The organism is Bradyrhizobium sp. CCGE-LA001 (assembly GCF_000296215.2).
In the GTDB taxonomy this organism is placed as follows: domain Bacteria; phylum Pseudomonadota; class Alphaproteobacteria; order Rhizobiales; family Xanthobacteraceae; genus Bradyrhizobium.
Window position 1 is genome coordinate 376934 of the sequence record NZ_CP013949.1, and the last position, 23954, is coordinate 400887.

25 protein-coding genes are annotated in these 23954 nt (G+C 65.4%); 10 read left to right on the forward strand and 15 right to left on the reverse strand.

All coding sequences use genetic code 11. The annotated features are described in order from the left end of the window. Positions 1 to 79: 79 nt before the first annotated feature. Positions 80 to 490, forward strand: a complete 411-nt coding sequence (locus BCCGELA001_RS01805) for a hypothetical protein (RefSeq protein ID WP_236840810.1) — start codon at positions 80 to 82, stop codon at positions 488 to 490. Between the two features lie 202 nt (positions 491 to 692). Here the strand turns inward: BCCGELA001_RS01805 and BCCGELA001_RS01810 are convergent, their stop codons facing one another. Together BCCGELA001_RS01810 and BCCGELA001_RS35650 are read right to left on the reverse strand one after the other, a co-directional pair. Continuing rightward, a complete protein-coding gene (locus tag BCCGELA001_RS01810) occupies positions 693 to 1397 on the reverse strand; it encodes an SIMPL domain-containing protein (protein WP_060737439.1) in 705 nt (234 codons plus the stop codon). 5 nt (positions 1398 to 1402) lie between these two features. Further along, positions 1403 to 2167, reverse strand: coding sequence for a GyrI-like domain-containing protein (locus BCCGELA001_RS35650; protein ID WP_083543281.1), 765 nt, complete (start codon positions 2165 to 2167; stop codon positions 1403 to 1405). 250 nt (positions 2168 to 2417) lie between these two features. Between BCCGELA001_RS35650 and dapF the strand changes: the two genes are divergently transcribed. Together dapF and mtaB are read left to right on the forward strand one after the other, a co-directional pair. Next, positions 2418 to 3293, forward strand: a complete 876-nt coding sequence (gene dapF, locus BCCGELA001_RS01820; RefSeq protein WP_060734483.1) for a diaminopimelate epimerase — start codon at positions 2418 to 2420, stop codon at positions 3291 to 3293. Then, the gene (mtaB, locus tag BCCGELA001_RS01825; protein WP_060734484.1) at positions 3293 to 4546 is read left to right on the forward strand and encodes a tRNA (N(6)-L-threonylcarbamoyladenosine(37)-C(2))-methylthiotransferase MtaB; all 1254 of its coding nucleotides are present in this window, start codon (positions 3293 to 3295) and stop codon (positions 4544 to 4546) included. The genes dapF and mtaB overlap by 1 nt, the downstream gene beginning before the upstream one ends. Positions 4547 to 4717: 171 nt before the next feature. Here the strand turns inward: mtaB and BCCGELA001_RS01830 are convergent, their stop codons facing one another. Continuing rightward, positions 4718 to 5827 carry a DUF2336 domain-containing protein gene (locus tag BCCGELA001_RS01830; RefSeq protein ID WP_008539025.1) on the reverse strand — a complete coding sequence of 370 codons (1110 nt, stop codon included), beginning with the start codon at positions 5825 to 5827 and terminating at the stop codon, positions 4718 to 4720. A 255-nt stretch (positions 5828 to 6082) separates the two neighbouring features. Next, positions 6083 to 6784, reverse strand: coding sequence for an RluA family pseudouridine synthase (locus BCCGELA001_RS01835; protein ID WP_060737440.1), 702 nt, complete (start codon positions 6782 to 6784; stop codon positions 6083 to 6085). 47 nt (positions 6785 to 6831) lie between these two features. Here BCCGELA001_RS01835 and ftsY point away from each other — a divergent pair, with 47 nt between their 5' ends. Together ftsY and BCCGELA001_RS01845 are read left to right on the forward strand one after the other, a co-directional pair. Beyond that, positions 6832 to 7773, forward strand: coding sequence for a signal recognition particle-docking protein FtsY (gene ftsY / locus BCCGELA001_RS01840; protein WP_060734485.1), 942 nt, complete (start codon positions 6832 to 6834; stop codon positions 7771 to 7773). A gap of 122 nt (positions 7774 to 7895) precedes the next feature. After that, complete coding sequence (locus BCCGELA001_RS01845) at positions 7896 to 8498, forward strand: septation protein A (RefSeq protein WP_060734486.1); 603 nt, start codon at positions 7896 to 7898, stop codon at positions 8496 to 8498. 129 nt (positions 8499 to 8627) lie between these two features. On the opposite strand, the gene BCCGELA001_RS01850 is transcribed toward BCCGELA001_RS01845, so the two are convergent. The 5 genes from BCCGELA001_RS01850 to ccmA form a co-directional block, all read right to left on the reverse strand. Further along, positions 8628 to 9221 (reverse strand): DsbE family thiol:disulfide interchange protein, encoded by a 594-nt coding sequence (locus BCCGELA001_RS01850; RefSeq protein ID WP_008568468.1) that lies wholly within the window; start codon positions 9219 to 9221, stop codon positions 8628 to 8630. Between the two features lie 10 nt (positions 9222 to 9231). After that, complete coding sequence (gene ccmD, locus BCCGELA001_RS01855) at positions 9232 to 9417, reverse strand: heme exporter protein CcmD (protein WP_060734487.1); 186 nt, start codon at positions 9415 to 9417, stop codon at positions 9232 to 9234. Beyond that, the gene (locus BCCGELA001_RS01860; protein ID WP_060734488.1) at positions 9414 to 10199 is read right to left on the reverse strand and encodes a heme ABC transporter permease; all 786 of its coding nucleotides are present in this window, start codon (positions 10197 to 10199) and stop codon (positions 9414 to 9416) included. The genes ccmD and BCCGELA001_RS01860 overlap by 4 nt, the downstream gene beginning before the upstream one ends. 91 nt (positions 10200 to 10290) lie before the next feature. Continuing rightward, entirely contained in the window at positions 10291 to 10959 is a 669-nt protein-coding gene (gene ccmB, locus BCCGELA001_RS01865; protein ID WP_060734489.1) for a heme exporter protein CcmB, read from the reverse strand. 53 nt (positions 10960 to 11012) lie between these two features. Next, positions 11013 to 11615 carry a heme ABC exporter ATP-binding protein CcmA gene (ccmA, locus tag BCCGELA001_RS01870; RefSeq protein WP_008539004.1) on the reverse strand — a complete coding sequence of 201 codons (603 nt, stop codon included), beginning with the start codon at positions 11613 to 11615 and terminating at the stop codon, positions 11013 to 11015. Between the two features lie 240 nt (positions 11616 to 11855). On the opposite strand from ccmA, the gene acnA reads away from it, so the two are divergent. The 3 genes from acnA (at position 11856) to BCCGELA001_RS01885 (ending at position 16500) form a co-directional block, all read left to right on the forward strand. After that, the gene (gene acnA, locus BCCGELA001_RS01875) at positions 11856 to 14576 is read left to right on the forward strand and encodes an aconitate hydratase AcnA (RefSeq protein ID WP_060734490.1); all 2721 of its coding nucleotides are present in this window, start codon (positions 11856 to 11858) and stop codon (positions 14574 to 14576) included. Between the two features lie 219 nt (positions 14577 to 14795). Next, the gene (locus tag BCCGELA001_RS01880; protein ID WP_060737441.1) at positions 14796 to 15572 is read left to right on the forward strand and encodes a DUF1223 domain-containing protein; all 777 of its coding nucleotides are present in this window, start codon (positions 14796 to 14798) and stop codon (positions 15570 to 15572) included. Positions 15573 to 16128: 556 nt separating this feature from the next. Beyond that, positions 16129 to 16500, forward strand: a complete 372-nt coding sequence (locus tag BCCGELA001_RS01885) for a DUF2794 domain-containing protein (protein WP_008569083.1) — start codon at positions 16129 to 16131, stop codon at positions 16498 to 16500. Between the two features lie 101 nt (positions 16501 to 16601). Here BCCGELA001_RS01885 and BCCGELA001_RS01890 read toward each other — a convergent pair whose 3' ends face one another. The 4 genes from BCCGELA001_RS01890 to BCCGELA001_RS01905 form a co-directional block, all read right to left on the reverse strand. Next, complete coding sequence (locus BCCGELA001_RS01890) at positions 16602 to 17132, reverse strand: GNAT family N-acetyltransferase (protein ID WP_060734491.1); 531 nt, start codon at positions 17130 to 17132, stop codon at positions 16602 to 16604. 272 nt (positions 17133 to 17404) lie between these two features. Further along, a complete protein-coding gene (locus BCCGELA001_RS01895) occupies positions 17405 to 18196 on the reverse strand; it encodes a Bax inhibitor-1/YccA family protein (RefSeq protein WP_008538981.1) in 792 nt (263 codons plus the stop codon). A 280-nt stretch (positions 18197 to 18476) separates the two neighbouring features. Next, on the reverse strand, positions 18477 to 21047 hold the full coding sequence (locus BCCGELA001_RS01900) for an ABC transporter permease (RefSeq protein WP_060734492.1): 2571 nt from the start codon (positions 21045 to 21047) through the stop codon (positions 18477 to 18479). Next, positions 21044 to 21766 carry an ABC transporter ATP-binding protein gene (locus BCCGELA001_RS01905; protein ID WP_060734493.1) on the reverse strand — a complete coding sequence of 241 codons (723 nt, stop codon included), beginning with the start codon at positions 21764 to 21766 and terminating at the stop codon, positions 21044 to 21046. Before BCCGELA001_RS01905 ends, BCCGELA001_RS01900 begins: the two co-directional genes overlap by 4 nt. A 55-nt stretch (positions 21767 to 21821) precedes the next feature. Here BCCGELA001_RS01905 and BCCGELA001_RS01910 point away from each other — a divergent pair, with 55 nt between their 5' ends. Further along, positions 21822 to 22457 carry an arylesterase gene (locus tag BCCGELA001_RS01910; protein WP_060737442.1) on the forward strand — a complete coding sequence of 212 codons (636 nt, stop codon included), beginning with the start codon at positions 21822 to 21824 and terminating at the stop codon, positions 22455 to 22457. 172 nt (positions 22458 to 22629) lie between these two features. Continuing rightward, a complete protein-coding gene (gene thpR, locus BCCGELA001_RS01915) occupies positions 22630 to 23166 on the forward strand; it encodes an RNA 2',3'-cyclic phosphodiesterase (RefSeq protein ID WP_008538959.1) in 537 nt (178 codons plus the stop codon). 4 nt (positions 23167 to 23170) lie between these two features. Here thpR and BCCGELA001_RS01920 read toward each other — a convergent pair whose 3' ends face one another. Together BCCGELA001_RS01920 and BCCGELA001_RS01925 are read right to left on the reverse strand one after the other, a co-directional pair. Beyond that, on the reverse strand, positions 23171 to 23575 hold the full coding sequence (locus BCCGELA001_RS01920; protein ID WP_008538955.1) for a type II toxin-antitoxin system VapC family toxin: 405 nt from the start codon (positions 23573 to 23575) through the stop codon (positions 23171 to 23173). After that, positions 23575 to 23829 carry a type II toxin-antitoxin system VapB family antitoxin gene (locus BCCGELA001_RS01925; RefSeq protein WP_008538952.1) on the reverse strand — a complete coding sequence of 85 codons (255 nt, stop codon included), beginning with the start codon at positions 23827 to 23829 and terminating at the stop codon, positions 23575 to 23577. The genes BCCGELA001_RS01920 and BCCGELA001_RS01925 overlap by 1 nt, the downstream gene beginning before the upstream one ends. Positions 23830 to 23954: the final 125 nt, after the last annotated feature.

A 23954-nucleotide genomic window follows, 5' to 3' on the forward strand; every position in this document is an offset into this window, starting at 1 on the left:
GAACCAGATAGCCCACGACGCAACAAACACCATGGGTTCGGTCGGAAGACCTTGCTTGATCGATGGATGGAGCCGGCCTGTGGGATTTTTGCTGAGAATTGTGCTTGCAGCCGCTCTCGTGAACCTTGCTCCTGCCGTCGCCCAGGCGAAGAGCGCCGTCGCTTCTCCTGCCTTGCAGAAGGAGTTCGATGGCTTCATCGAGAAGTTTCGCGCGGCGCTGAAGGCAAACGATTCCGCCGCCGTCGCCGCTATGACACGATTGCCGTTCATGAACGACAACGCAATTCGCGGCGCCGCGCAATTTGGCGCCAAGATCTATCGGACCTCGTTCACGGCGAAAAATCGCGCATGTATCCAGCGCGGCAAGGCCGTCTACGATCGCGATGATTACAAGAACGAAAGTTACTTCGTCTTCTGCGGCGAGCTCATCTTCGTCTTTAGCAAGACGCCGGCGGGGTTTCTTTTTACTGATATCAGCCCGAATGATTGATCAGGCAACAATGCTATCCACTGCTGCCGGACGTATGGTCGGTCGCCTCGCGCAGCGACACTGGATACGGCAATCTGAGCGATGGGCAGACTTAGCAACGGAAAGATTCGCCGCGAGTACGGCATGCGTGCTCAGTTCCTGCGAACGTGCTCGCAGGGACGACACCATTGGTGTTGCGGCGACGTGCCTCTTATGAACGGGGCTACTGCCCCGCCTTGATCGCCCAGCTCACATTCACCGTCACCGACAGCGTCTCCTCGCCCGGTGCGACGGCGGCCTGCGGCGCTGCGGCCATCGGCGATGCCATGCGACCCTTGAACAGCGGCACGGGGCCACCGCCCTCGGACACGCTGAGCGGCGCACCCAGCGTCACGCCGGTGGCCTTGGCATAGACCTCCGCCTTGCGCCGCGCATCGGCGATCGCCTGCTCGCGCGCGTCGTCGAGCAGCTTCGAGGCCTGCGTCACCTCGAAGGAAATATTGCCGACGTCGTTGGCGCCGGCGCCGACCAGCGTGTCGATGATGCCGGCGATTTTGGTCACGTCGCGGATCTTCACGGTAACGCGGTTGGAGGCGCGGAAGCCGACCACCGGGGATGCGCCGGTGGATTTGTTCTGACCGTATTGCGGCTGCAGCGACAGCCGCGAGGTCTGGTAGTCCTTCTCGGCGATGCCGGCGCCCTTCAGCGCCAGCAGCACCTTACCCATCGCGGCATTGTTGGCGTCGGAGGCTTCCTTCGCGGTCTTGGCATCGTTGGCGACGCCGGCATCGATCTGTGCGAGATCGGGCGCCGCGGAAATCGTGGCTTCGCCGCTCACCGAGATGGCGGAGGGAAAATCGTCGGCGAGCGCGGGCGTGGCCAGCAACGTGGTGGCGAAAACGGCGGCGAGTACGGCAGGCTTTTTCATCATTCTCACTTCAGCGGCACGAAAACATTGATCACGAGCTTGTCCTCGGCCGTCTTCAGGGGATCGGTGAGGTACTCCTCGATGAAGGTATCCTTGGCTTCCAGTCTCTTGTCGTCGAGGTGATTGGTGATCGCCTCGTAGGTGTTGTCCATGTTGTCGTAGGAGCCGCGATGGACGAATTTCAGCGCCTTGCCCTCCGGCGACTTGCCGATGCTCATGTCCTTGGTGAGGTTCTTGGGGTCCTGGTCGACCGGGATCTCGGCGAGGAAGGTGAAGCCGGTGTCGTCGGTCGAGGTGTAGACGATCATCGAATTGCCGGCGGCCTTGATGCCCTGCTTGTCCAGCAGCGTGTTCAGCGCCTTGAAGGCGTCGACCAGGGTGTCGAAGGCCGAGTCCCAATTGGCGGTGCCCTTGACCATCACGACCTTCCTGGACTCGAGAGTGGTCTCGAGGCCGAAGGGGTCGGCGGTCTGCACCGGGGCGGGGGTGGCGGCCGCCGCGGGCGGCGGAGCCGGGCTGGGTGAAGCGCTGGCTGCAGGGGAGGGTGTTGCCGCAGGGGCGGGCGAGGCGCTGGCGGCCGGCGCGGGCGTTGCCACCGGTGCAGGCGAAGCGCTCGCGGCAGGGGTCGGCGAAGCCGACGGAGCCGGCGAGGGGCTGGCCGACGCGGCGGGCGCCGGGCTCGGAGTTTGGGCCCGGGCGGCGGACAGACCCAGCGATATGGCCGCTGCCGGGATCAGCGCGGCCAGAGCGAGACGACGAAACCTGATCATTCTGTTCTCCCCACCCTGGGTATCAAGACCCTGGGCATCAAGACCTTGCCCACCAAGGCCGAACTCCCGGTAGCGCCCGGTCGCGCCCCGGTTCGCGCCAACGGCGCCGTTCTAACACGCGAGCGCCGAATTCGTCCCATGACAGATGCGTCATGGCAGGCACCTTGGCCGATGTCCCGGCTCGGGCGGCAAATCACTGGCCAAGCCGGCAAGGATCGCCATATAAGGCAGGCGAAATTCGGGAATTTTCATGAGCGCGCTGGCCAACCACGCATTTGCCAAGATGAACGGCATCGGCAACGACATCGTCGTTGTCGACATGCGCGATTCCGCGGGCCGGGTGACGCCGGACGATGCCCGCGCGGTGGCGTCCGCAAACGGCGGCGTGGCTTACGACCAGCTCATGGTGCTGCAGAAGCCGCGGCTCGACGGCACCGAAGCCTTCATCCGCATCTACAACAATGACGGCTCCGAAGCCGGCGCCTGCGGCAATGGCATGCGCTGCGTCGTGCGCCGCATCTTCGAGAAGAGCGGCCAGACCACGGCCACGTTCGAGACGGCGGCCGGCCTGCTCAATGCCTGGCAGGGCCCGGCGCCGGATCTCTACACCGTCGACATGGGTGCGCCGAAATTCGGCTGGCAGGACATTCCGCTGGCGGAGGAGTTTCGCGACACCCGCTACATCGAGTTGCAGATCGGGCCGATCGACAATCCGATCCTGCATTCGCCCTCCGTCGTGAGCATGGGCAATCCGCACGCGGTGTTCTGGGTCGACGACGTCAACGCCTATGATCTCGGGCGCTTTGGTCCGCTCCTGGAAAATCATCCGATCTTTCCCGAGCGCGCCAACATCACGCTCGCCCATATCGTCGATCGCGACCACGTCACGATCCGCACCTGGGAGCGCGGCGCCGGCCTCACCAAGGCCTGCGGCTCGGCGGCCTGTGCCACGGCGGTCGCCGCGGCGCGGCTGAAGCGTACCGAGCGCAAGGTCGAGATCACGCTGCCCGGCGGCAAGCTCGGCATCGAATGGCGCGAGCGCGACGATCACGTGCTGATGACGGGCACTGCGAGCTTCGAATATGAGGGCAAATTCGATCCGGCGCTGTTCGCGCAGGCCCGGTAATGTCTGTCGACGTCGTCACCTTCGGCTGCCGCCTCAATGCCTTCGAGGCCGAGGTGATCCGCCGTGAGGCGGAGGGCGCGGGCCTCTCCGACACCATCGTCATCAACAGCTGCGCCGTCACCAACGAGGCGGTGGCGCAGGCGCGCCAGTCGATCCGCAAATTGAAGCGCGAGCGGCCCGCTGCGCGCATCGTCGTCACCGGCTGCGCGGCGCAGACGCAAAGCGCCATGTTCGCCGAGATGGCCGAGGTCGACCGCGTCGTCGGCAATGACGACAAGATGCGCGGCGAAGCTTGGCGCGATGCCCGCAATGCCTTTGATCTCGGCGCCAGTGAGAAGATTGCCGTCAGCGACATCATGGCCGTGAAGGAGATGGCGCCGCATCTGATCGATGGCTTTGCGGCAGGCCTGCCGCGGGTGTTCGTCCAGGTGCAGAACGGCTGCGATCATCGCTGCACCTTCTGCATCATCCCCTACGGTCGCGGCAATTCACGCTCGGTGCCGATGGGCGCCGTCGTCGAGCAGGTGCGGACACTCGCCGCGCGCGGCCATGCCGAGATCGTGCTCACTGGCGTCGACCTCACCAGCTACGGCGCAGACCTGCCAAGCGCGCCCAAGCTCGGCATGTTGACCAAGCAGATTCTGCGGCACGTTCCGGAGCTGAAGCGGTTGCGCATCTCCTCGATCGATTCGATCGAGGCGGATGACGATCTCTTGGATGCCATCGCCGGCGATGCACGGCTGATGCCGCACCTGCATCTGTCGCTGCAGTCAGGCGACGACATGATCCTGAAGCGCATGAAAAGGCGGCATTCGCGGCGCGATGCGATCGCGTTCTGCGATCAGGTCCGCCGCCTGCGTCCGGACGTCGTCTTCGGCGCCGACATCATCGCGGGCTTCCCGACCGAGACCGAGGAGATGTTCGCGCGCTCGCTCGATCTCGTCGAAGAATGCGGCCTCACCTTCCTGCATGTCTTCCCTTACTCGCCGCGTCCCGGCACGCCGGCCGCGCGGATGCCGCAGGTTGCGGGCGGCGCGATCAAGGACCGCGCGAAGCGGTTGCGTGCGTCCGGCGAAGCGGCTCTGCGGCAGCGGCTGCAGACCGAGATCGGCGCAACGCGCGATGTGCTGATCGAGAGCGAAGGGCAGGGGCGGACAGAGCATTATCTGCCGGTGGCGATTGCGGGCGAGCGCGTGGGCAGCGTGGTGCCGCTGAGGATCGCTGGCAGCGATGGCGAGCGGCTGACGGTATAACGCGCCGCTTTCTTCCTTCTCCCCTTGCGGGAGAAGGTGGCGCGAAGCGCCGGATGAGGGGTTGCTGCTGCGAATTCAAATGAGAGTTGGAATCGCGGAGAGATACCCCTCACCCGTCTCGCCGCTGTCGCGGCGAGACACCCTCTCCCGCAAGGGGAGAGGGGAAGACAGCTACGACGCTCGAACCTGCCAGAATCGCAGCGTCCGCTTTGCGTTCTCCGGTGTCATTTTCGCGAAATGGCGCTGCGCCTGCGCTAGGTCCACCGGCTTCATCGCGCCGGTCGCAAAGCGGCTTTCGAGCACGGTGGCCGTCGTCTCCCAGCTGAGCTGCGCGGCTTTGCACGGCACCAGCAGGCCGTCGTCGCGCAGGCTCTGCATCAGCGGACGAATGACTTCGACGGTTGATCCGGACAGCGCTGCAAGGGCGGCTGCGGTTTCCTCGTAGCGCCGCTGTCTGGCGAAGCCGAGCAGCGTCGCCTCGTTGAGCTGGCCGGTGGCCTTCAGGCCGGCAATGGCGCGCTTGGCACCTTCGAAATCGCGCGCGCCGGACATCTCGCGCTCGATGCCGACGGTGACGGCGGCAATCGCGCTCTGGATTTCCTCGAACAGATGCGCCGGGGCGCGCGACAACAGGCGGGTGCGCACGGCGTCCGTAGCCGAACGCAGCAATTGGCGGCGCAGCTCCGAGGGCAGATCGATGCGAACGCCGACGCTGACGGCGAGCTCCGGATCGCTCTCGGCCTGTCCGACGATGGCGGCAAATCCCTTGCCGGAGACGCGCGCGCCGGGATTGGCCGCAAGCCGCCGGCTGACGCTGGGATAGCGGCGGGCCAGCAGCGCGTCGGTGACGATCTCCTTCAGCCACCAGCGGCCGGCGATCGCGAGCAGATGCAGCTCGCCCTTGGATGATGCGATCTGCACCAGTTCGCCGTCGTCGAGCCGCGCGGATTCCTGCAGCACCGGACCGGCGATGCGGATCTCATCGTTGCTGGCGAGGCGGCGGATCACGGAGGGCGGCGCCTGCGCGATGGGCGCGAGCTGGGCGCTGATCTCGGCGAGCGCGACGCGGGCGCCGATGTCGGCGATGGCGCGCAGCTCGATGGTGCCGATCAGGCGCTCGAGCACGTCGTCGAACAGCGCGATCTGTTCCTCGTCGAAGCTGCCGGCGGAGGACAGGAACAGCTCGGTGACGCGCCGCGCGGTTTCAAGGCCTTTTTCCGGCGAGCCCATCCGTAAAGCGGATTCGACCTCGTCGATGATCGATAGCTCGGCCTTGGACATGACGCGCTGCTCGTCCTGAGCGATTAGGGAAGCTTGTTCTAAGCAACCGCTATCATTAGAGGCGAGCGCTGAAGGTTTGGTAAACCATGGCCGGAAGGAGAGCACCGACCCTCATCCTGAGGAGCCCGCCAACGGGTCCGCGCAAAGCGCGGGCCGATGACAGGCTCCGCGGGCGTCTCGAAGTATGGCGACGGGCGAGGGCCTTCATGGTTCGAGACGGCCGCTACGCGGCCTCCTCACCATGAGGGTCGGACACTACTCCCCGTTCCAGCCGCAGGCCCTGAGCTTCTCGTGCATGTGGGACGGGGCCGGCGCGACGACTCGCACCGGCTCCTTGTTCCGGGAAATCGGCACCACGATCTCGCGGGAATGCAGATGCAGCTTCGGCTCGCCGAAACGCGGGCCGTTGCCGTAAATGTTATCGCCGAAGATCGGCCAGCCGGTCGCGGCCGAATGCACCCGCAATTGGTGGGTCCGGCCGGTGACGGGTTCCATGGCGAGCCAGGTCAGGCCCTCGCCCCGCCCCATCACCTTCCAATTGGTAATCGCCTTTTGCCCCTCCGGGTCCGGCTTCTGCCACCAGCCGCGCTCGGCATTGAGCCGACCGAGCGGCATGTCGATGGTGCCTTCATTCTCGATATGCCCGCCCTCGACCACGGTCCAATAGGTCTTGCCGATCTTGCCGTGCTTGAACAGGAGACCGAGCGAGGCGGTCGCCTTGCGGTGGCGGCCGAGCACGAGGCAGCCGGAGGTATCCTTGTCGAGCCGGTGGGCCAGCACCGGCGGCCGCGGCAGGCCGAAGCGGAGCGCGTCGAAGGAATCCTCCAGATTGGGTCCGCCCTTGGGTCCGCGATGCACCGGCAGGCCGGCCGGCTTGTTGATGACCAGCATCAGCCCGTCGCGATGGAGCACGCGCGACAAAATTTCCTCGGCGGTCAATTCGGGAACATCGAGCAATTGCAAGACTTTCGTTTACGGGCCGGAACGGCTAACACACCCCCGCTATGAACGATACCTCCGAGACCCCCAAGCTGAGCTGGTGGCGCCGCCTGTCCAACGGGCTGAAGCGTACCTCGTCCTCGCTCGGCACCGCGGTCGCCGACCTCGTCACCAAGCGCAAGCTCGATCGCGCCATGCTCGACGACATCGAGGATGTGCTGCTGCGCGCCGATCTCGGCACCTCCGTCGCCGTGCGAATCGCCGACGCCGTCGGTACGGGCCGCTACGACAAGGCGATCTCGGCGGACGAGGTCAAGGACGTGGTCGCGACCGAGGTCGAGAAGGTGCTGGCGCCGGTGGCGAAGCCGCTCGTGATCGACACCGCCAAGAAGCCGTTCGTGATCCTCGTGGTCGGCGTCAACGGCTCCGGCAAGACCACCACCATCGGCAAGCTCTCGCAAAAATTCGCATCCGAAGGCCGCAAGGTGATGCTCGCCGCCGGCGACACGTTCCGCGCAGCGGCGATCGAGCAGCTCAAGGTCTGGGGCGAGCGCACCAAGACACCCGTCATTGCGGGGGCGCAGGGCTCGGATTCGGCGAGCCTGGCTTTCAACGCGCTCACCGCGGCGAAGGAGCAGAACACCGACGTGCTGCTGATCGACACTGCCGGCCGCTTGCAGAACAAGGCCGAGCTGATGAACGAGCTCGAAAAGGTCGTGCGCGTCATCCGCAAGGTGGACGCCACCGCGCCGCATGCGGTGCTGCTGGTGCTGGATGCCACGGTCGGCCAGAACGCACTGTCGCAGGTCGAGGCCTTCCATCGCACCGCCGGAGTCACCGGCCTCGTGATGACCAAGCTCGACGGCACCGCGCGCGGCGGCATCCTGGTGGCGCTGGCGGAGAAATATAAACTGCCGGTGCATTTCATCGGCGTCGGCGAAGGCGTCGACGATCTCGCGCCCTTCACCGCGCGCGACTTCGCCCGCGCCATCGCCGGAATCGAATAGCGTCATCCTTCGAGACGCCGCTTGCGCGGCTCCTCAGGATGAGGTCGTGCCACACATGAGGTCCTCATCCTGAGGAGACCGCGGAGCGGTCGTCTCGAAGGATGGGAGAGACGGAAGAGAGAATGGACAAGACCCAGCCGCATCCGCTGTTCAAGCTCGCGACCGAGCTCGGTCCGCTGCTCGTGTTCTTCTTCGTGAACGCGAAATTCAACCTGTTCGCCGCGACTGGCGCCTTCATGGTGGCGATCGCGGTCGCGATGGCCGCCTCCTACATGGTGACGCGCCACATCCCGGTCATGGCGATCGTGACGGGCGTAATCGTGCTGGTGTTCGGCACGCTGACCCTGGTGCTGCACGACGAGACCTTCATCAAGGTCAAGCCGACCATTATCTACGGCCTGTTCGCTGTGATCCTCGGCGGCGGCCTCTTGTTCGGCCGCTCCTTCATCGCCGTGATGTTCGACCAGGTGTTCAACCTGACGCCGCAGGGCTGGCGCATCCTCACGCTGCGCTGGGCGCTGTTCTTCGCCGGCATGGCAGTGCTGAACGAGATCATCTGGCGCACCCAGAGCACGGATTTCTGGGTGAACTTCAAGGTCTTCGGCGTGCTGCCGCTGACCGCCATCTTCGGCATGATCCAGATGCCGCTGATCAAGCGCTATCATCTCGAGCCGGCGTCGCTGGAGGCGAGCGAGGCCGAGGCGGGAGATGTGAGCAAGGGGTAGTCGGTCTCGTGTCCCGGACGCGCGAAGCGCGAGCCGGGACCCAGGCTCTCTCCACAACCGTCATATGGGCCCCGGCTCTGCAGCGCACCACTGAAGAGGCGCTGCGCTGCGTCCGGGGCACGCGACCGTTTACGACCCCGCCTTCAGCGCCTTCTCCAGCTCTGGCATCAGCACCGTCTTGAGATTTTGCGGCGTGACCGGGCCGACCAGCTTGTAGACGATGGTGCCCTGGCGCCCGACGACGAAGGTCTCGGGCACGCCGTAGACACCCCATTCGATCGAGGCGCGGCCGTTGGCGTCGACGCCGACATGGCTGAACGGGTTGCCGTAGCGCCCGAGGAAGCGCCGCGCGTTGTCGGAGGCGTCCTTGTAGTTGATGCCGACGAGCTGGAAGCGCTTGTCCTTGGCCAGCTCGGTCAGGAGCGGCGCCTCGTCATGACACGGCACGCACCAGGACCCCCAGACGTTGACGAGGCTAACCTTGCCCTTGAACGCGGCGGGATCGAGCCCTGGCACCGGCGCACTGTCGGCCTGCAATCCCTCGAGCGGCGGCAGCAGCGTTTGCGGGGCTGGCCGTCCGATCAGCGCGGACGGAATCCGCGAGGGATCGCCGCTGCCCAGCCTGAACCAGAACAGCAGCGCAAGGCCGACGAAGGCGATCAGCGGCAGCGCCATCAGGAAGGTGCGGCGCTGCGGCGACGCCGAGGTCGATTGATCGCTCATGATCGATCTCTCATGGCCGGTCCACCGCGCTGCGGCCCGAGCGGCGCGTGACGCCGCTGCGGTCGAGCTCGCGCAGGCGCGCCGTCAGGCTGCGATGGTCGAGCACGACCCAGCCGATCAGGATCGCGATCACGACGGCCGCCGCGGCATAGGACGCCAAGATGAAGGAAGCATAGGGACCGAGCGACATGGTCAGGCGGCTCCGACTTCGTTCGAGGCATTTTCTGAACGCGAACCGGCTTCGCTCGAAAACGCGATGCGGCTCGCCTGCATCATTTGCAGCGAGCGCACCCGGCGGCGCAGGATCTCGTTACGCATCGCCGCCAGGTGCAGCGTGACGAACAGCAGTGTGAAGGCGATCGCCATCACCAGCAGCGGAATCAGGAACGATTTGTCCAGCGCCGAGCCGCCCATGCGCATCACCGACGCCGGCTGGTGCAGCGTGTTCCACCAATCGACAGAGAATTTGATGATGGGCAAATTGATCGCGCCGACCAGGGTCAGCACGGCGGCGGCGCGCGCCGCGCGGGAGGGATCGTCGACCGCGCGCCACAGCGCCATCAGGCCGAGATACATCAGGAACAGAATCAGCACCGAGGTCAGGCGCGCATCCCATTCCCAATAGGTGCCCCACATCGGCCGGCCCCACAGCGAGCCCGTCAGCAGCGCGAGGAAGGTGAAGGCGGCGCCGATCGGAGCTGCCGCTTTCGCGGCGACGTCGGCGAGCGGATGCCGCCATACCAGCGTGCCCAGGGAGGCGATGCTCATCACGCCCCACACGAACATCGCGAGCCAGGCATTGGGCACGTGGACAAACATGATCTTGACGGTCGCGCCCTGCTGATAATCGTCGGGCGCGAGCGCGGCCTGGTAGAGGCCGATCGCGAGCAGGATGGCGGTCGCGGCCGCAAGCCACGGCAGCACCCGCGCCGTCAGCGCAAGGAACCGCGTGGGGTTGGCAAGGTCGATCAGCGACATGGTACCCTGATAATCACCTGGGAGCGCTCAGGCAATCAGCACGAAAGCGCGCGGCGAAAGTTGATCCGGGTCAAGGTCGGCCCGCCCCCTCTCAGTCGAGTCCATGCCGCAGGCTGGCTGCGGCCGCGAAGGGGCCGATCACGAGGCTGACCAGCGACAGCGCGCACAGGATCGAGAATGGCGCGCCGAACGTCATGGGCCCGACGATCACGGCCTGCGAGGCTGCAACGCCGAAAATCAGCACTGGAATCGACAGCGGTAGCACCAGCACGGCCATCAGCAGCCCGCCGCGATGCAGGGTCACTGCCAGCGCCGCGCCGATCATGCCGGTGAAGGTCAGCGCCGGCGTTCCCGCCAGCAGCGTCAGCGCCACCGCGCCGGTTGCGACCATGTCGAGATTGAGCAGGAGGCCGAGCACGGGGGTTGCGACAATCAGCGGCAGGCCGGCGGCCAGCCAATGCGCCAGCGCCTTGGCGGCGCAGGCGAGTTCCAGCGGCGTCCGGCTCATCGTGATCAGGTCGAGCGAGCCATCCTCGTGGTCGGCCATGAACAGCCGGTCCAGGGTCAAAAGGCTGGCGAGCAGCGCCCCCAGCCACAGGATCGCCGGCCCCAGCCGCGACAGCAGCGCCAGATCCGGCCCGACCGCGAACGGCATCAGCACCACCACGGTGAGGAAGAACAGCACCCCGATCAGCGCCCCGCCGCCGACGCGAAGCGCGATCTTGATATCCCGGCGGATGAGCGCGGAGAGGGCGGTCATGGCGCCACCCCGTGCAGGCTGGCCGCCTGAAAAAAGCTGAGGGTCCATCGAAATCACGCGACACCCCCGATCCGCAACTCGCGCGATTCGATCCCCAGCGGGGCGTGGGTCGCGGCGATGATCAGGCCGCCGCGGGCGAGGTGCTCCCGCATCAGGCCGCCGAACATGTCCTGGCCGGCGACGTCGAGCGCGTTGGTCGGCTCGTCCAGCAGCCAGACCGGACGTCGGACGCTCAGCAGCCGGGCCAGCGACAGGCGGCGGCGCTGTCCCGCCGACAGGAAGCCCGCGGGCAGATGAGTGGCGTGGTCGAGCCCGACGGTGGCGAGGCTCTCGGCGGCATCAAGGCGTTCGCCACCCAGGAAATCGGCCCAGAATGCCAAGTTTTCCTGAACGCTCAGCGCCGGCTTCAGGGCGTCACGATGGCCGAGATAATGGCATTGCTCCGCCAAGGTCAGCTCGCCATCGCCCCCCTCCAGCGCGATCGTCCCGTCGGCCGGAACGAGCAGGCCCGCGATCAGCCGCAGCAGCGAGGTCTTACCCGATCCGTTGCGGCCTACGACCGCCACGGCCTCGCCCGAGGCGGCCGCGAAATCGAGTTCGGCGAACACCTCGCGGCCGCCCCGCACGCAGCGGAGTCCGCGGCCATGAAGCTGCATCTCGCCTCGTTTCAACCCGCTCAAGGCCAGGCCTCAGGAAAACTTGGGGTAGCGCATGGGAATTTTTGGCTCGGGAATTGCTGCGGCACGATTGTGGCTGTGGCGGCGCGGTTAGAAAGCTTCTATAAGCCCGGAACTACTTGATGCAGCAACTCAACCTGCCCCTGCAAGCGGCCCAGCCTGATACGCTGACGGTGTTAAAATACCCTGCCGGGTATAACTAACAATTGGGATTCCTATATGACCTCGCTCGACAGCTTCAAATGCAAAAAGACTCTCAAGGTCGGCGCCAAGACCTATGTCTATTACAGCCTGCCCACGGCCGAGAAGAATGGTCTGAAGGGAATTTCCAAACTTCCCTATTCGATGAAGGTCCTGCTCGAGAATTTGCTGCGCAACGAGGACGGCCGCTCGGTCAAGAAGGAAGACATCGTTGCGGTGTCGAAATGGCTGCGCAAGAAGTCGCTGGAGCATGAGATCGCGTTCCGCCCGGCGCGTGTGCTGATGCAGGACTTCACCGGCGTGCCCGCGGTGGTCGACCTCGCCGCGATGCGCAACGCGATGCAGAAGCTCGGCGGCGATGCCGAGAAGATCAATCCGCTGGTGCCGGTCGACCTCGTCATCGACCACTCCGTGATCGTGAACTTCTTCGGTGACAACAAGGCTTTCGGCAAGAACGTCACCGAGGAATACAAGCAGAACCAGGAGCGCTACGAGTTCCTGAAATGGGGCCAGAAGGCGTTCTCGAACTTCTCGGTGGTGCCGCCCGGCACCGGCATCTGCCATCAGGTCAATCTCGAATATCTCTCCCAGACGGTCTGGACCAAGAAGGAGAAGATGACGGTCGGCAAGAAGACCGGCACCTTCGAGGTCGCCTATCCCGACTCGCTGGTCGGTACCGACTCCCACACCACCATGGTCAATGGTCTGGCCGTGCTCGGCTGGGGCGTCGGCGGCATCGAGGCGGAAGCCTGCATGCTCGGCCAGCCGCTGTCGATGCTGCTGCCCAACGTCGTCGGCTTTAAGCTGAAGGGCGCGATGAAGGAAGGCGTGACCGCGACCGATCTCGTGCTCACCGTGACGCAGATGCTGCGCAAGCTCGGCGTGGTCGGCAAGTTCGTCGAGTTCTTCGGCCCGGGCCTCGACAATCTCTCGGTCGCCGACAAGGCGACGATCGCCAACATGGCGCCCGAATACGGCGCGACCTGCGGCTTCTTCCCGGTCGACGCCGCCGCGATCGATTACCTCAAGACCTCGGGGCGCGCGGCGCCGCGCGTTGCGCTGGTGCAGGCCTATGCCAAGGCACAGGGGCTGTTCCGCACCGCCAAGTCGCCCGATCCGGTGTTCACGGAAACGCTGACGCTCGATCTCGCCGACGTCGTGCCGTCGATGGCCGGTCCGAAGCGTCCCGAGGGGCGCATCGCGCTGCCGTCGGTCGCCGAAGGCTTCTCGCTTGCGCTCGGCAGCGAGTACAAGAAGGCCGAGGAGCCCAACAAGCGCTTTGCCGTCGAGGGCAAAGACTTCGAGATTGGCCATGGCGACGTCGTGATCGCCGCCATCACCTCCTGCACCAACACCTCGAATCCGAGCGTGTTGATCGGCGCGGGCCTGCTGGCCCGTAACGCCGCCGCGAAAGGCCTGAAAGCAAAACCGTGGGTGAAGACCTCGCTCGCCCCGGGCAGCCAGGTCGTCGCCGGCTATCTCGCCGACTCCGGTCTGCAGAAGGATCTCGACAAGGTCGGCTTCAACCTGGTCGGTTTCGGCTGCACCACCTGCATCGGCAATTCCGGTCCGCTGCCGGAGGAGATCTCGAAGTCGATCAACGACAACGGCATCGTCGCGGCCGCCGTGCTCTCCGGTAACCGCAACTTCGAAGGCCGCGTCTCGCCGGACGTGCAGGCGAACTATCTGGCCTCGCCGCCGCTGGTCGTCGCCCATGCGCTCGCCGGCAGCGTCACTAAGAACCTCGCCGTCGAGCCGCTCGGCGAGGGCAAGGACGGCAAGCCGGTGTACCTCAAGGACATCTGGCCGACGACCAAGGAGATCAACGCCTTCATGAAGAAGTTCGTGACCGCGTCGATCTTCAAGAAGAAGTATGCCGACGTGTTCAAGGGCGACACCAACTGGCGCAAGATCAAGACGGTCGAGAGCGAGACCTATCGCTGGAACATGTCGTCGACCTATGTGCAGAACCCGCCCTATTTCGATGGCATGAAGAAGGAGCCGGAGCCGGTCACCGACATCGTGGAGGCGCGCATCCTCGCCATGTTCGGCGACAAGATCACCACCGACCACATCTCGCCGGCCGGCTCGATCAAGCTGACCTCGCCCGCGGGCAAATATCTCAGCGAGCACCAGGTGCGCCCTGCCGACTTCAACCAGTACGGCACGCGCCGCGGCAACCACGAAGTTATGATGCGCGGCACCTTCGCCAACATCCGCATCAAGAACTTCATGCTGAAGGGCGCCGACGGCAACATTCCGGAAGGCGGCCTCACCAAGCACTGGCCCGACGGCGAGCAGATGTCGATCTACGACGCCGCCATGAAGTACCAGGAAGAGAAAGTGCCGCTGGTCGTGTTCGCCGGCGCCGAATACGGCAACGGCTCCTCGCGCGACTGGGCCGCGAAGGGCACGCGTCTGCTCGGCGTTCGCGCCGTGATCTGCCAGAGCTTCGAGCGCATCCATCGCTCCAACCTGGTCGGCATGGGCGTGCTGCCGCTGACCTTCGAGGAAGGCACCTCCTGGCAGTCGCTGGGCCTGAAGGGCGACGAGAAGGTCACGCTGCGCGGCCTCGTCGGCGACCTCAAGCCGCGCCAGAAGCTGACCGCGGAGATCGTCTCCGGCGACGGTTCGCTGCAGCGCGTTTCGCTGCTTTGCCGCATCGATACGCTGGACGAGCTCGACTACTACCGCAACGGCGGCATTCTGCACTACGTGCTGCGCAAGCTCGCGGCCTAAGCGCGGATTTGTGAACGATGGCTCACTGCGAAGTGAGTAGAAGCCTGAACGAAGGCGGCCTATCACAAGGCCGCCTTCGCGAGTTTGCGGCACGTTTCGGATGGGCCCGCCCGGCGGAAAACTTCGCGTTGGACGGATGAACGTGCCGTGCCCGTAAGACTACGGTGACCATCAGGCGATAGGATCTTCCTCGACGAGTGACGGTGTGTGACGTTCGACATGACAGCAATGACGGCTTCTCATCTGGTTTCGCGTTGGTCTGGTGCGCTCTGGTCGGGAGCTCTGGGCATCTGTGCCATCGTCGCCGTCATCCGCCCCGCCGAGGCTGAACCCCGCGCCGTCGTCGAATTATTTACCTCTCAGGGCTGCTCGTCCTGCCCGCCCGCCGACAAGATCATCGGCGATCTCTCCAAGGATCCCTCTGTGATCGCGCTGAGCATGCCGATCGACTATTGGGACTATCTCGGCTGGAAGGACACGCTGGCGGATTCGCGCTTCTCTGCACGGCAGCGTGCCTATTCGCGCATGCGCGGCGACCGTGAGGTCTACACGCCGCAGGTCGTGGTCAACGGCTCCACACATGTCATCGGCAGCGATCGCACCGGCATCGAGAATGCGATCGGCAAGACCGACAAGGGCGTGGGCGTGATGAGCGTGCCGGTGACGATGTCGCTCTCGGGCAAGCAGATCAACGTTTCGGTGGCCGCGAGCAAGGAGCCCGCGGTCTCCCACGGCGAGGTCTGGATCTGCTCGATCGCCAAGTCGGTGCCGATCACCATCACCCGCGGTGAGAATCGTGGACAGCAGGTCACCTATCACAATGTGGTGCGCAATCTGCTCAAGGTCGGTGACTGGACCGGCCGTCCGGAATCTTGGACGGTGCCCATCGAGAACCTCACGCGCGACGGCGTCGACGGCGCGGTGGTCTATATCCAGGACGGCAGCCGGGAGAAGCCGGGCCCAATGCTGGGCGCCGCGTACACGTCGCTGCACTGATTTTCAGAATTTCTCGTAGACTCCGCTCTCGACCCTCATGGTGAGCGCGCCCTTGCGCGCGTCTCGAACCATGGAAGGCCCCCGCTGCTGTAGCTCGGCCTTGATCCTTCGAGACGCCACGCAAATGCGCGGCCCTCAGACGGACGGCGCATCGGCAGAAACATCCCGACACAAACAAAAAAGGACCAACTTGCGTTGGCCCTCCTTGCCGTGCGTACAGACCCGATCCTGTTCGACCCCGGGGGGCTGGGGGCTGAGGAATCCGGAACCGAAAGGACCGGGTCAACGCACGTGAGTCTTTTCGCAACGCAGGGCGGCGGGCGCTTGGCGGAAAAGCGGCGACACTATGATTCCTGCTAACGATCCCGTGACGGTCGTCGCGACAGAGTTCCACTCCTGCGTGTGCCCGGATTTGCAGCCGATTCGATAGGTTGAACGAGGAGCCCCTTGCGGCCGGGAACGGTTGGCGCGATCATGCAATTGTCATGATCCCCTCGGGGTCCGGGACGGTTTCGGGGGACGCGGGTCATTGTGGTGAGATGAGGAGGCGCTTCCCATGAGTCTGATGTCGGAGGATGCCGATCCGAGCGAGCAGCGCGCGGCGGCGCGCCCCGCCGCTACGACTGCGCAGCCCAACCGGGTGACGTTCAACCGGCTGGAGCTGCATCGTATTCTCAATCTCTACGGCCGCATGGTCGCCGACGGCGAGTGGCGCGACTACGCCATCGACTTCCTGAAGGACCGCGCCGTGTTCTCGGTCTATCGCCGCGCCTCCGAGGTGCCGATCTATCGCATCGAGAAGGACCCGCGGCTCGCGCGCAAGCAGGGCATATACAGCGTGATCTCGGCGACGGGTCTGATCCTGCGCCGCGGTCATGAGCTCGAGCGCGTGCTGCTGGTGATCGACCGGAAGCTGGCGGTGGTCTGACGACCGTCTTGTAGCCCGGATGAGCGAGCGACATCCGGGAATCGTCTAGCACCGTTCCCGGGTATCGCTTCGCTCACCCGGGCTACGAGAATTACAGCGCCCTACTTCCCCGGCACCGTGGCCGCGCCCTCGCCGAGTTCGCGCTGCATCATCACCGTGTCGAGCCAGCGGCCGAATTTCAGGCCGACATTGGGATGCGTGCCGATCATCCTGAAGCCGCCCTTGGTGTGAAGGCCAATCGAGCCGGCATTGGCGGAATCACCGATCACCGCGATCATCTGGCGGAAGCCGCGCGCCTCGCATTCGACGATCAGCCGCTCCAAGAGCAGCGAGCCAACACCGCGGCGGTGGAAGGAGGGATCGAGATAGATCGAGTTCTCCACCGTGAAGCGATAGGCCGGCCGCGGCCGGTAGGCGCCGGCATAGGCATAACCGGCGACGCGGCCGTCGAGCATGGCGACGAAGTAGGGATAACCGCCGTCGATCAGCGCGCGATAGCGGCGTGTCATCTCGGCAAGATCGGGCGGCTCCAGCTCGAAGGTCGCGGTGCCCTCGCGGACGGCCTGCTGGTAGATGGCGGTGATGGCGGGAAGGTCGGCCTCGGTCGTGGGCCTGATTTCAGGTGCGGACATGGCGGGAAGATTAGAGCCTTCCCGGGACTGCCGGAAGGGGTTCCGCCGCCTCCACCCCCGTCATTGCGAGCGCAGCCTCATTCTCCGTGGTCATGCCCCGCGCAGGCGGGGCATCCAGTACGCCGCGGCCTTTCGATTTAATTACGGACGTCACGGCGTACGGGATCGCCCGCCTCCGCGGGCGATGACAGCGCGGGTCTGACTAAATGCCGCCTCAAACAAAAACCCCGGCCTCTCGGCCGGGGCTAATGTCGTTCACTCTGGTTTCGCGCTTACTCGCGCTGGCCGAGGAGCTGCAGCAGCAGCGTGAACAGGTTGATGAAGTTCAGGTACAGCGACAGCGCACCGGTGATGGCGGCACGCTCCGCAACCTCACCGCCGGCGGAAGCGTAGCCGTAGATGTAGTCGTTCTTCAACCGCTGGGTATCCCAGGCCGTGAGGCCCGAGAACACCAGCACGCCGACCACCGACACGATGAACTGCAGCAGCGAGCTGGCCAGGAACAGGTTCACAAGGCTGGCGAGGACGATGCCGATCAGGCCCATGAACAGGAACGAGCCCATGCCGGTCAGGTCACGCTTGGTGGTGTAGCCGTAGAGGCTGAGTGCACCGAAGGTCGCCGCGGTAATGAAGAACACCCGCACGATCGAGGTGTGCGTGAACACCAGGAAGATCGACGACAGCGAGATGCCCATCAGTGCCGCGAACACCCAGAACAGGATCTGGGCGGTCGAGGGCGCGAGACGGTTGATGCCCGCCGAGATCACGAACACCATCGCCAGCGGCGCCAGCATGAACAGCCACTTGAGGGGGCTCACGAACATCGCGTAGCCAAACGGCGTCAGGAACAACTTGCCGACGCGGACGGATTCCGCCGTCGGAACGTCAGTCACGGCCGCCATGTAGACGCCGAGCGCAGCCAAGCCGGTGATGGCGAGGCCGATGCTCATGTAGTTGTAGATGCGCAGCATATATGCGCGCAGGCCGGCATCGACCGTCGCGGCGTCGACACGCCCGGCGGCCCTGCCGAAAGGAGAAGCGTAGTTACGGTCTAGGTCCGACATGGTCGAATTCCCGTTGGTTGGCCCGGCCCGGCACGAGGGTCGCCATGCCGCCGGTTCGTCAAATCTATCTCGGATGCCGATGCCAGCCGACTAAATTTTGGCTCACAATCGGGGCTCCGAACCCACTCGATATGTGGGAAACTAACACATTCGCTGCAACCTTCCACGCGCGGCTGAATGTCGCCCTCGGCGGCAATCCTGACGGGAAGCTGACGGGCAGTCGTGGTTAATCGGAAGAATCGTGCGATTCCGTGCCGGCGCGCCCACCCGCTACATTTTGTCACAAATTCCGCAACACCGTCGCGGGCTTTTTGTTCAATGCCAGCAGCGTGCCGGCGAGCCCGAGCCCGACGGTGACGACGAGCGCGGCCGCGACCACACCGGCCGCGCTGCCGGCCTGCCAGACGAAGCTCAGCGTCATCAGCCGCGTCACGATCATCCAGGCCGCCACGCTGCCGGCGATCACGCCGAACAATGCGGTGGCGAGTCCGATCAGGAGGTATTCGAGCGCATAGGCGCCGAGCAGCCGCAGCCGCGTCGCGCCCAGCGTCTTCAGGATCACGGCGTCATAGACCCGGTGGCGGTGGCCGGCGGCGAGCGCCCCGCCCAGCACCAGGATCGCCGAGATCAGGGTCACGGCGCTGGCGCCGCGGATCGCGAGCGCCAGATTGGTCACGACGGAGCCGACCGTCTCCATCACCTCGCGTACGCGCACGCTGGTCACCATGGGATAGGCGTCGGCGACCTGCTTGATGATGTTGCCGTCGCCTGCGGCTTGGCCGCCGGCTTCGGTCAGCGTCGCGATATGGGTATGCGGCGCGCCCTTGAACGCGTTCGGCGAGAAGACCAGCACGAAATTGATGCCGAGCCCCTGCCAGTCGATGGTGCGCAGATTGCCGATTCTAGCCGGAATGTCGCGGCCGAGCACGTTGACCACGATCTCGTCGCCGAGCTTGAGGCCGAGGCCGTCGGCGATCTTCTTCTCCATCGAGACCAGCGGCGGGCCCGAATAGTCCGCGCTCCACCATTCGCCCTCGACCACCTTGGAGCCTTTCGGCAGCTCGCTGGTGTAGGTCAGCCCGCGGTCGCTTTGCAGCACCCATTCGGAATCGGTGGAGGGCTTGAGCTCCTCGGCGCGCAACCCCCGCGCGCCGACGATGCGGCCGCGCAGCATCGGCACGTCCTCGATCTTGGCGCCGGGGGCGATCTGGCGCAGATAGCCGTCGAACTGCTCGGCCTGCGTGCTCGGAATGTCGATGAAGAAGAACGATGGCGCCTGATCGGGGAGGGCTGCCAGGAATTGGCGGCGCAGATTGCCGTCGATCTGGGTGATGGTGACGAGCACGGCCAGCCCAAGCCCGAGCGACAGCACGACCGACGGCGTCAGCGCGCCGGGCCGGTGGATGTTGGCGATCGCCAGCCGCAGCATCGGCAGCTGCGTGCGCGGCAGCCGCCGCGCGATCGCCATCAGCAGCGCGGCAATGCCGCGGAGCAGGGCGAACACGACGACCGAGGAGGCCACGAACACCGCGGCGATGCGCTTGTCGAACGAGAGTCCGACCACGACCGCGATGAGAAGGACGATCACGACGGCCATGAAGACGAGATAGCCCGCGCGCGGCCGGTGCCATTCGGAGCTGACGGTGTCGCGGAACAGCGCGGCCACCGGCACGTCATGGGCGCGGCCGAGCGGCCACAGGCCGAAGGCGAGCGCGGTGAGCAGGCCGTAGACGAAGGACAGCGCGAGCTCCTCGGCATGCACGGCCGGCACCACCGGCAGCGGCAAAAGCTTGCCGAACAGGCCGACGATGGCGAAAGGCATGGCGGCACCGAGCGCAAGGCCGATCGCCGAGCCGATGGCGGCGAGCAGGAGGACCTGCGCGAGATAGATGCCGAACACGTCGCGGCCGGTGGCGCCGACGGCCTTGAACGCCGCGATCACCTCGAGCTTGCGGTCGATATGGCTCTTCACGGCATTGGCGACACCGACGCCGCCGACCAGCAGCGCGGCCAAGCCGACCAGCGTCAGGAACTGGGTGAAGCGGTTGATGTTGCGCTCGAGCTGCGGCGAGGCGTTGGAGCGGCTGCGGACCTCCCAGCCGGCGTGCGGCGCGGCATTGCGCGCGTCCGCGATGAAGCTCTCGGTGGCGCGCTCGCTGTTGGCGCCGTCAGGCAGCTTCACCCGGTAGACCCAACGCACCAGGCTGCCGGGCTGGATCAGGTCGGTGGCGCGCAGGCCCGCCTCGCTGATCAGGAAGCGCGGTCCGAAGCCGATGCCGCCGGCGAGCTTGTCCGGTTCGGCTTCGACCGTCGAGCGGATCTGGAAGGTCGCCGAGCCGATGCTGACGCGGTCGCCGACCTTCAGCGATAGCCGCGTCAGCAGCGTCGGATCGGCGGCGGCACCGAAGGCGCCGTCGCGCTCGGCGAGCAGGTCGGACATCGCCAGCTGCGGCGCAAGCTTCAGCTGGCCGAGCATCGGATAGGTGTCGTCGACCGCCTTCATTTCGACCAGCGCCAGCTTGCCCTCGGCCGAGCGCGCCATGCCGCGCAAGGTGGCGGCGGTCGACACGGTGCCGCGCGAGCGCAGGAAGGCGACTTCGTCGGGCTTGGCCTCGCGCTGGAACAGCACGAAGGAGACGTCGCCGCCGAGCAGGGTGCGGCCTTCGCGCGCGAGGCCGTCGGAGAGGCTCGCCGACACCGAGCCGACGCCGGCGATCGCCATCACGCCGAGCGCGATGCAGGCGATGAAGACGTAGAAGCCGCGCAGGCCGCCGCGCAATTCGCGCAGCGCGTAGCGCAGCGACAGTGCAACGCCGTTAGGCTTCGCGAAGGGTTCGGCAGCAGTGCTCATGCGGGCGCGGACTGTGTGTCGATGCGCCCGGAGCGCAGGCGAATGACGCGGTCGCAACGATGCGCCAGCGAGGAATCGTGCGTCACCAGTACCAGGGTCATGCCGCGCTCGGCATGCTTGCTGAACAGGAGATCGACGATCTGCTTTCCCGTGGCCTCGTCCAGATTGCCAGTCGGCTCGTCGGCGACGAGGATGGCGGGGTCGGGCGCCAGCGCGCGCGCGAGCGCGACGCGCTGCTGCTCGCCGCCGGAGAGCTGCGTCGGGTAGTGATGCAGGCGATCGCCGAGCCCGACCGACTGCAGCTCCTGCGCCGCGCGCTTTGCGGCATCCGGATTGCCGGCGAGCTCGAGCGGCACGGCGACGTTCTCCAGCGCCGTCATGGTCGGAATCAGATGGAAGGACTGGAAGACGATGCCGACCTGGCGGCCGCGGAAGCGGGCCAGCGCGTCCTCGTCGAGGGCATTGAAAGGCGTGCCCGAGACCACCACCTCTCCGCTATCAGGACGCTCCAACCCCGCCATCACCATCAGCAGCGTGGATTTGCCCGAGCCTGACGGGCCGATCAGGCCGATCGTCTCGCTCCGGCCGACGCGCAGGCTGATATCCTTGAGGATGTGAACGCGTGCCGCGCCCGTGCCCAATGAGAGATTGACGTTGGAGATGGCGATGGTGTCCGCAGTGCCTGCGGTGAGCGAAGAGGTTTCGATGCGAGTGTCCATGGTCCGGTCATATGGCAACTCCGCTGGCGCGGTCGAGAGGCGTTACGGATTGTTCATGCACATAGCCGTGTTGATGCTCGCTTTGATGACGATGGCGCACCCCGCCTGGGCGGAAGCGTCAAAGCCGGTCAAGCTCGTCGTTCTCGGCGACTCCTTAAGCGCCGGCCTCGGCCTGCCGGCCCGCGAGGCATTCCCTCAAAGGCTTCAAAAAGCGTTGCAGGCCAAAGGCATAGCGGTCGACATGATCAATGCCGGGGTGTCCGGCGACACCACCTCAGGCGGCCGCGACCGGCTCGACTGGTCGGTGCCGGAGGGAACCGAGGGCGTCATCGTCGAACTCGGTGCCAATGACGCGCTGCGCGGCCTCGATCCCGATGTGACGCGCGCCGCGCTCACCGAGATCATCCAGCGGCTCAAGGCGCGCAAGATCGCGGTGATGCTGTGCGGCATGCTGGCGCCGCCGAATTACGGCCCCGAATACGCGGCGCGCTTCAATTCGATTTATCCGGATCTGGCGAAGACATTCGACGTGCCGCTCTATCCGTTCTTCCTCGAGGGCGTCGCGGCCGATGCCAAGCTCAACCAGCCCGACGGCATCCATCCGACCGCGGCCGGTGTCGACATCATCGTCGGCAACATCATGCCCACGGTGGAGGCATTTCTTGGCACGATCGCTGGGCAACGGCGTTGAAACGCAGGCAGCGTTCACCGGTATTCCCAGGGATTTACCGGAGTGGGGGCGCCTAAGCTTCGCAGAGTCACACAACTGCGATAGGAATCAGGGTACCGGTGATTCGTCGCCGGCTCTAATTTGGATATGATCCTGCTCAGGGGTCGTAGCCAAGCATCGGGAGTGCGAAACGATGCCGCGTTTGTTCACCGGTCTGGAAATTCCGGCCGAGATCGGCCAGTCGCTTTCCAACTTGAGGGGCGGCCTCCCCGGCGCCCGCTGGATCGATCCCGAAAATTATCACGTCACCCTGCGCTTCATCGGCGACATCGACGGCGTCTCCGCCAACGAGATCGCCTCGATGCTGTTTCGCGTCGACCGTAAGCCGTTCGAGGTGAAGGTGCAGGGGCTCACGAGCTTCGGTGGCCGCAAGCCGCGCGCGGTCGTCGCCACGATCGTGCCGAGCAAGCCGCTGATGGACTTGCAGGCCGAGCTCGAACGCATGATGCAGCGGATCGGCCTCGATCCCGAGGGGCGCAAGTTCATCCCGCACGTCACGCTGGCCCGGTTGCACGATGCCACCGACCGCGACGTCGCCGACTATCTCTCGCTGCGCGGCTACTTCCCGAGCAAGGCTTTCCTGGCTGAACGCTTCGTGCTGTTCTCCTCGCGTGCGTCGACGGGCGGCGGACCATATGTCGTCGAGGACGCCTACGAGCTGTGTGAGTAGCGCGTCATCCCTGCGGCGTCGCGCCTGCCCGGCGGACGTCGGTCTTCGCGAAGTCTTCGCCTTTGAACAGCAGTGGTTCGTTGCTCGTGATCGCGAGCGCGTAGGAAAAGCAGTCACCGTAGTTGAGCGACGCGGCGTGGTGTCCTTTGCCGTAGCGTCGCCAGGCGCGTCGCGCTGCGTCGGCTTGCACGGTATCGACAGCCACGACCTCGGCGCCGATCTTCACGAGCCAGAGATCGAACTCACGGCCGCCTGCATCACCCAGCCGCGTCTCGATCACCATCGTTGCTTCGAGCACTGTTGCCGCTGAGATCAGGCGGATCGGATCGTCCGCGATCAGCCGCTCAATACCGGCTGCATCGTTTTCGTTGAGTGCGATGGCCATGATCGCCGATGTGTCGATCACCATCAGCGCGGCAATCCGTGCTCGTCGTATCCGAGAATTTCTTCGGGCGTGCGATCGTCCAAGGCTCGCATTTCGCTCCAGCGTCGCCTGATCTCCGCCATGTCTTCGAGCAGCGCGTCCTTGCGAGCTTGACCGCCGAGCCGGCGCAATCGCTCCTCGATGGCGCGCTTGGTGGCGGTCGTGATGTTCTCGCCGGTCAATTGCGCGAGACTTCGCGCCAATTGCTCCGTTTCGGGGTCCTTGATGCTCAGCGCCATATCGAGGTTCCTTGGTCCCTTGCTAGGTATATTCTACCTGCCTGGATGGCGAGATGGGAAGCCGATGAGAAGGTCGACCGGGTCATTTATGGTCGGGTTGGCCTGCAACGGATCTGTGAGTCGAA